This window comes from Streptosporangium sp. NPDC002721 (genome assembly GCF_042888905.1).
Lineage (GTDB): Bacteria > Actinomycetota > Actinomycetes > Streptosporangiales > Streptosporangiaceae > Streptosporangium.
Genome location: NZ_JBIAQI010000012.1, coordinates 296,463 through 304,233 on the forward strand (window position 1 = coordinate 296,463; position 7,771 = coordinate 304,233).

Here is a 7,771-nt window from a genome sequence, read left to right on the forward strand (position 1 = left end):
GCCCGTGACCTCTGAGGGGTGGATCGCCCGCCTGGCCGCGCCTCCCGCCACGTTCGGGGCCTCCGACACCGGGATCCGCCGCAGGCTCAGGTTGCTCGCCGGATGCCTCTTCCTGGCGGCCGTCGCCTTCAACATGGCGCCGGGCATGCTCATCGCCGAGACGAAGCTGGACATGCCGATCAACCCGATCGGCTTCCTGTCCCAGGCGCTGAACATGTGGGACCAGGACTATCTGGGACACCTGCAGAACCAGGCGTACGGCTACATCTTCCCGATGGGCCCCTTCTACACCCTGCTGATCAACGCGGGCATGCCGCCGTGGGTGGTGCAGCGGCTGTGGGTGACGCTGATCCTGTGCGTGGCCTTCGTCGGCGTCGCCCAGGTGGCGAGGGCGCTGCGGATCGGCGGGCAGCTCGCCGGGGTGCTGGCCGGTCTCGCCTACGCGCTCGCCCCGCACGCGCAGGCGCTCATGGGGTTCAACTCCGTGGAGTTCGCCCCCAGCGCCGTCCTGCCCTGGGTGCTGCTCTTCCTCGTCAGGGGCGCGCGCGGGGAGACGAGCCCGCGCCGGGCCGCCGGCCAGTCTGCGCTGGTGTTCCTGCTCGCGGGCGGCATCAACGCCGCCGCCGAGCTGGCCGTGCTCGTCGTACCGATGATCTACCTGCTGACCCGGGCGGGCGGCCCGCGCAAGCGGCGGCTGATCGCCTGGTGGCTCGCCGCGATCGCCGCGGTGTCGTTCTGGTGGCTCGTCCCCCTGGTGATGCTCGGCCGGTACGTCTTCTCCTTCATGCCCTTCACCGAGAACGCGTGGACGACCACGGTCGTGGGCTCGCTCACCAACGTGCTGCGCGGCATGAACAGCTGGGTGGCCTTCCTGCCGGTGGACGGCCGCCCCTTCCTGCCCGCCGCCTACGACCACGCCACGACGCCCTGGCTCGTGCTGGTCACCGCGCTCGTCGCCGGGCTGGGGCTGGCCGGGCTCACCCTCGCGCGCACGCCCGAGCGGGCCTTCCTGCTCCTCACCACGCTCGTGGGCGTCGCCATCCTCGCCGCGGGACACGCCGGGCCGCTCGCCGAGCCCGTCAGGGCGCTGCTGGACGGCCCGCTCGCGCCGTTCCGCAACCTGCACAAGTTCAACGCGCTCGTCCGGCTTCCGCTGGTGCTCGGACTCGCCGCGCTCGTCTCGTACGTGGGCGCGCGCCGGGCCCTCGTCCGCCTCCCTGTCGCGGTGGCGGGGGCCGGGCTGGTCGGGCTCACCTTCGTCCCCGTCGCCACCGCGGGCATCGCCCCGAGCGGCGCGTTCGCCGACGTCCCCGAGCACTGGCGGCAGGCGGCCTCCTGGCTGGACGAGCGGGCCGACCAGGGCACCGTGCTGGTCCTGCCGGGAGCCAGGCGCGGCGAGTACACCTGGGGACGGCCGCTCGACGAGCCGTTCCAGCCGCTGCTGAAGAAGGCCCGCTGGGTGAGCAACACGATCGTGCCGTGGGGCACGGCCGGCTCCAACCGGCTCGTCAAGGCGATCGACGACCGCTTCGCCAACGGGCAGGGCTCCGAGGGGCTCACCCGGACGCTGCGCCGGATGGGCGTGCGCTACCTGCTGATCCGCAACGACCTCGACAGGATCGCCTTCGGCGACGCCTGGCCCGCGCGCGTGCACGAGGCGCTGGACCGTTCTCCGGGCCTGAACCGGGTGCGCGGCTTCGGGCCCACGGTCGGGTTCGAGGACTCCTCGACGGGCGCGGGCTGGCTCGACCAGCCGTACACCTCCCTGGAGATCTACGAGGTCGCCGGGGCGCGTCCCGTGGTCGGCACGGTCGCGGCGGAAAGGCCGCTGCGGGTCTCCGGCGGTCCCGAGGCGCTGCTCACCATGGCCGAGGAGGGCGTCCTCGACGACGACCGGCCGGTGATCCTCGGCGACGACCCGGGCGCGGACAGGATCCCGGCCGCCGACACCGTGCTCACCGACACCATGCGGCGGCGCGAGCTGGTGGTGAGCGACCTGCGCAGGCCGTACGGCGAGACGATGACGCCGGACGAGCCCTACGAGGGCCGGGGGCCCGCCTACGACCTCACCGATCCCGCCTGGGCCGAGCCCAAGACGGTCGCCGTCTTCACCGGGATCAAGGGCGTCACCGCCTCCTCCTCGCAGTCCAGGCTCGGCGTGACCCCCGGGACCCGCGACGGCGGGCAGCAGCCGTACTCCGCGGTGGACTTCGACCTGCGCACCGGCTGGCGCTCCACCGGCTGGGAGCCGCCCACCGAGCAGTGGCTGGAGGTCCAGTTCGCCGAGCCGATCCCGGTGCCCTCGATGCAGGCCGTCTTCGAACGCTCGGAGAACGCGGTGACGGTCTCGGAGGTGATGGTCGAGACCGACACCGGGAAGGTGCGCACCCGGCTCGGCCTCACCTCGCTGTGGGAGAAGCTGAACGTCCCGGCGGGAAAGACGTCCCGGATCCGGATCCGGGTCACCGGCGTCCTGCGCGACCCCAACCCCCGGGTCGGCATCACCGAGCTGTCCATCCCCGGCGTCCGCCCCGGGCGCACGCTCGTGGTGCCCGCCCAGGGGCAGGTCTCCTCGCCGGACTCCTCGGCGGGCCCCGCCTCGCCGGGGCAGACGGTCGTGACCAGCCGGACGGACACCGCCCCCGGCTGCATGCTCGGCTCCTACGCCTGGACCTGCTCGGACCGGCTGCGCTTCGTGGGCGAGGACGGCTACGCCTTCGACCGGTCGGTTCCCGTCGCCACCGGGAGGCGCGTGCTGGAGGGCAGGGCCGTGCTCACCGACCAGCGGGTGGCCGAGACCGTGTTGATGCCCGCCGGGAGCTTCCCGCGCGCCACCGCCTCCTCCACCGCGGGCGACGTCCCGGCCACCGGCGCCTACGCGGCCTTCGACGACGACCGCAGGACCATCTGGTACGCCGGGGACAAGGACCTGGCGCCCTCGCTCTCCGCCGAGCTGGGCAGGAAGGTGACCCTGTCCCGGCTGCGCGTCGACTTCCCCGACACCAGGCTGGGCGCCCCGCCGGTCCGGGTCACCGTCGAGACCGACGGCGGCGTCCGGTACGCCTGGGCCTCGAAGGACGGCTGGATCCGCTTCGCGCCGATGAAAGCGAGCCGGGTGAAGCTCACCTTCGGAGCCCTCGGCTCCTGGCGGATGGAGGTGCTCGGGGTGGCGATCCCGGGTATCGCGCCGCTGCCCACCCCGGACGCGCAGCCGGTGCGGATGCCCTGCGGGTTCGGCCCGACGCTCACCGTCAACGGGGTCGAGACGCCCACCGAGATCCACAGCGGGACCCTGGGCGACCTGCTCAACGGCCGCCCGGTCGGCTACCGGGCCTGCGAGGCGGTGTGGGCGCAGGGCGGCACGCTGCGGGTGCGCGCGACCGCCCTCCAGGGCTTCCGGGTCGACTCGATGGTCCTGCGCGCCACCGGTAGCACCGGAAGCGGGAGCACCGGAGGCGGCGAGCGCGGTAGCACCGGGGGCGGTGAGCGGGGGAGTACCGGAGGCGGCGAGCGCGCGAGCACCGGAAGCGGTGAGCGCGGGAGCGGCGGGAACACAAAGAGCAAGAACATCAGGAGCGGGAGCACTGGAAGCACCGGAGGCGCCGGGAGCCTCGCCGGCACCGGGAGCGCGGTGGCGCCGGTGACCCTGCGGGCCGCGACGGTCGAGAGGTGGGACGCCGGGGAGCGCCGGGTCAGGGTCTCCACGACCGAGCCCTCCTACCTGGCGCTCGGCGAGAACTTCAACCGGGGCTGGCAGGCGTCGTTCGGCGGGCGCGTGCTGGAACCGGCCCGGCTGGACGGCTGGCGGCAGGCGTGGCTGCTGCCCCCCGGCAGCGGGACCGTCGTGATGACGTACGCCCCCGACGGCCTCTACCGGACGTCGCTGATCGCGGGCTGGGCGCTGGTCGCGCTCGTCGTCGTGCTCGCCCTGGCCCGCGCCCGCCCGTCCCGCGGGCTTCCCGCGTCGCGGCCCGCGACACCGCGGGCGGTCTGGCTGTGGCCGCTCGCCCCCGCGCTCGGTCTCCTCGCCGAGGGCTGGGCCGGTGCCGCGCTGGCCGGGCTGGTGGCGGCGCTCGCCCTGTGGCTGCGGGGCGTCGCCGGGGCCGGGCACAGCGCGGGCGGCCTGCCGTACCGGATCGGCAGGGTGCTGCTCACGCCGTTCCCGGTGGCGGTGACGCTCGGCGCGGCCGGTCTCGCGCTCGGCTACGGCGGGGACGCCGGGGAGGCGGTGGCGCAGTACCTCTGCCTGGTCGTGCTGGCCCTGCTGCTCGCCGCGGCGCGCGTGCCGTCGCCGCCCCGCCCGTGGCTGCCGGTGCGGGCACGGGCGCAGGACGGTCCCCTCCGACCCGCGGAGCGACGATGATCGACCAGAGGCTGCGCGGCGTGCTCCTCCTGGCCTGCGGCGCCTTCCTGCTCACGCTGGCCGCGCTGGTGCGCCTCTACATCTACCCCAGCGGCCTGGTCCTGCCCGCCGAGCAGGACCGGATCACCAAGCTGACCACCGAGTCCGGCACCTACTTCGACACCGCCACCCTGCGCACGCACCGGGGCGTCCCGCTGGAGACGGTCGTGGCCAGGTACGGGGACACGGTCAGGTCCACGCCCGACGTCGCCGTGTGGACCGAGTTCGTCTCCCTCGCCACCCGCGACGGGCGGCGCGTCGACTACCACGAGCGGCGCGCGGCCTTCGACCGTCGTACGGGGCAAGCGGTCAACTGCTGCGAGAACTACGTCGACGAGAACGCGAACCCCGCCCCGCGCGGGCAGGTGTTCCGCTGGCCCTTCGGCGCCCGGCCGATCGCCTACCCGGTCTACGACCCGCTCGTCCGGCGCCCGGTGGCCGCCCGCTTCGAGGGGATCGAGACCCTGTACGGCGTCCGGGTCAACCGCTACGCGCAGCGCCTGGTCAACGAGCGGCTCGTCCAGCAGCCCATGGAGCTGCCCGGATCGGTCCTCGGCCTGGGCGGACAGAAGCCGTTCCCCGTCGACGCCCACCTCGACGGGACCCGCACCTTCTGGGTGGAGCCGGAGAGCGGCATGGTGATCGGGATCAGGGAGAACCTGGTCAAGACCCTGCGCACCCCCGACGGCCGGGGGCGGCTGGTCGCGCTCGCCGCCGACATGCGCACCAGCGAAGGGGACGAGCGGTGGAACGCCGGGGAGGCGGAGCAGTTCCGCCGCTGGACGACGCTCGTCAACCGGGTGCTCCCGCTGTCGTTCGCCGTACTGGGAGCGCTGCTGCTGGTGGCGGGCCTGCGCGTGCAGGCACGCGTCCCCGCTCCCGAGGGCTCCGAGGACGGCGACGAGGACGGTCTCAGCGAGCGCGCGGAGGACGGCGGTGGAGGCGGTGCAGCCGCAGCGCCGGAGCCTCGACCAGCCGGTGGCTGAGGTCGGCGAGCAGCACGGTGAACGCGGTGCACACCACCAGTGTCGTCAGCAGGCCGCCGGTGAAGGTCTGCTGGCCGGTCAGCTCGTACCAGCCCACGATCACCACGAACTGCCACAGGAAGACGCCGTAGGAGATGCGGCCGAGATAGCGCATCACCCGGTTGCCGAGCAGCGAACGCAGGGGGGAGGGCGGCGAGGGCGCAGCGGTCTGCAGGGCCACCGGAGCCATCAGGGCGAGCACGAAGACGGTGTAGAGGGCCATCTCGAAGAAGTCCGTCCACAGGTCCTGGATCTCGAAGAGGCGGCCCCCCGCGACGGGGCTGGCCGCGACGGCGTAGACGAGGGCGGCGATGATCCAGCAGGTCACCCACGACTCGCGCAGCCCCCTGGTCAGCCGCCGCACCGGCGCGTCCGGGTCGCTCTCGGCGTGCGCCCAGAGCGAGACGACGGCGAGCGCCATGCCCGTCGCGAAGTAGAGCATCGACCGGGGGAGCCAGAGCCCGAGCTCGGGCCGGTGCACGGGGACGTGGCTGAAGATCGCCCAGAGCGGGGAGACGAGGGCGAGCGCGCAGATGCCGGTGAGCAGCAGCCGGGCCCTGGCCACCGGGTGCGCGCCGCGCCTCGCCAGGGCGCGCAGCGCGACGGCGATCAGCGGGAGGGCGAGGTAGAAGGTCATCTCGACCGAGAGGCTCCACATCTGCCCGAGCCCCGGCGGGCTCGCGCCGGCCCACCACGGGTCGGGGACGTAGTTCTGCGCCAGCAGCAGGAAGGGCAGCCACCTGACCGGGTCGGCCGCCTGCGGCCACGACCACAGCGAGAGCGCGACGGCGACCACGAGCCAGTACGCGGGCAGGATGCGCAGCGCCCGCTTCCACAGGTAGTCGCCGGTGCCGGGGCGCGCCCCGCCCTCCATCGCCTCCCGGGCCCAGGGCCGGTAGAGCAGGAAGCCGGAGAGCATGAAGAATATCGGCACCGCGATGTCGCCCCGGGAGAGCAGGGCGGGCAGGAACCCCTCGCGCAGGGAGGCGCCCGTGGTGCTCGCCACGTGGTATACCAGAACGCCGAAGGAGGCGACCGCGCGGACGCCGTCCATGGCGTCGAGATGCCCGCCGACCGCCGGGAGATCCCGCACGTCCTCGCCGTTCAACTCCCGGTGAACCGGCATAGAACCTGTTTCGGTCACTTTTTGGCATCCCTGGTGACGTAGATGATTCCCGGCACTAACATATCGCGAAATGGAACATGTTATAGGGCGATCCGGACACCTATACAGCGCACGGCCCCTGGAGGAGCGATGCGTCGCGTCATCGGTTTGGTGTTGATCGGAATCGGGGCATTCCTCATTGTTCTCGCACCGCTCGTGCGGTTCCAGGTGGCGGCCACCCTCATCGCCGCCCCCGCCAACCAGTACGGCATCAGCAAGCTGGAGGCCGTCGGCGCCCAGTATTTCAGCCCCGGGGACCTGAAGGTGATGACGGGCGACCTCGACATCACCGTCACCACCAGGGGCGACGTCGCCGCGGCCGAGGGCGACCGGGTCGTCTGGGAGGAGGCGATGGCGGTCAACGACGTCACCAACCAGAACCCCCTCATCAACTTCAGCGAGCGCCGCAGCGCGTTCAACAAGTACACCGGCGAGGGTGTCAACTGCTGCGACGTCAACATCGACAAGACCCCGGTGCAGCTCCAGGGCCAGATCTACAAGTGGCCGTTCGACGTCGAGAAGAAGACGTACAGCGTGTTCAACGCGACCACCGGCAAGGCGTTCGACGCCAAGTTCGTCGGCGAGGAGCAGGTCGGGGGGCTCACGGTGTACCGGTTCGAGCAGGCCATCCCGCCGACCAAGACCGACACCATCACCGCCCCGGCCTCCGTCCTCGGCATGGACGACACCGGTGACGTGCAGGTGGACCGGATCTACGACGGCGTCAACACCTTCTGGATCGAGCCCGCCACCGGCTCGCCGGTCCGGCAGGAGCAGCAGCGCCACGAGGTGCTCAAGACCCAGGACGGGATCGAGCGCTCGCTGGCCTTCGTCGCCACCGCGAAGATGACCCAGCAGACCCAGGACGACCTGGTCAAGAACGCGGTCGACGGCCGGAACACCATCACGCTGCTCAGGACCACGATCCCGGCGGCGCTCCTGGTGGGCGGCCTGGTCCTGGGCGTCGTCGGCTTCCTGCTCATGAGGCGCCGCCAGGGCGCCTGACGGGGCCCCTCCGGCGGAGGACGGCCCCTGACGGAACGAAAGAGGGAGGCCGCGGGGCCCCCCCCCCCCCCCCCCCCGGTTTGCCCGTGCCGGGGGGCCCACACACGAAACCCGTGCCCCAATTTTACGCGTGAATAAAAGCGCGGGTGTTTGGGGTGGAGGGGGGGTAAAAAA

At 72.7% G+C, this 7,771-nt stretch carries 4 protein-coding genes; 3 read left to right on the plus strand and 1 reads right to left on the minus strand.

What is annotated here, in order from left to right:
• Window positions 1–4 precede the first annotated feature (4 nt).
• Both ACFYWM_RS19550 and ACFYWM_RS19555 read left to right on the plus strand, forming a co-directional pair.
• Window positions 5–4,363, plus strand: a complete 4,359-nt coding sequence (locus ACFYWM_RS19550; RefSeq protein ID WP_389916511.1) for an alpha-(1->3)-arabinofuranosyltransferase family protein — start codon at window positions 5–7, stop codon at window positions 4,361–4,363.
• Window positions 4,360–5,388 carry a DUF3068 domain-containing protein gene (locus tag ACFYWM_RS19555; RefSeq protein WP_389916513.1) on the plus strand — a complete coding sequence of 343 codons (1,029 nt, stop codon included), beginning with the start codon at window positions 4,360–4,362 and terminating at the stop codon, window positions 5,386–5,388. Before ACFYWM_RS19550 ends, ACFYWM_RS19555 begins: the two co-directional genes overlap by 4 nt.
• Here ACFYWM_RS19555 and ACFYWM_RS19560 read toward each other — a convergent pair.
• On the minus strand, window positions 5,315–6,571 hold the full coding sequence (locus ACFYWM_RS19560; protein WP_389916515.1) for an acyltransferase family protein: 1,257 nt from the start codon (window positions 6,569–6,571) through the stop codon (window positions 5,315–5,317). The genes ACFYWM_RS19555 and ACFYWM_RS19560 overlap by 74 nt on opposite strands.
• 132 nt (window positions 6,572–6,703) lie before the next feature.
• Between ACFYWM_RS19560 and ACFYWM_RS19565 the strand changes: the two genes are divergently transcribed.
• Window positions 6,704–7,597 (plus strand): DUF3068 domain-containing protein, encoded by an 894-nt coding sequence (locus ACFYWM_RS19565; protein WP_389916517.1) that lies wholly within the window; start codon window positions 6,704–6,706, stop codon window positions 7,595–7,597.
• The last annotated feature ends 174 nt before the right edge of the window (window positions 7,598–7,771 follow it).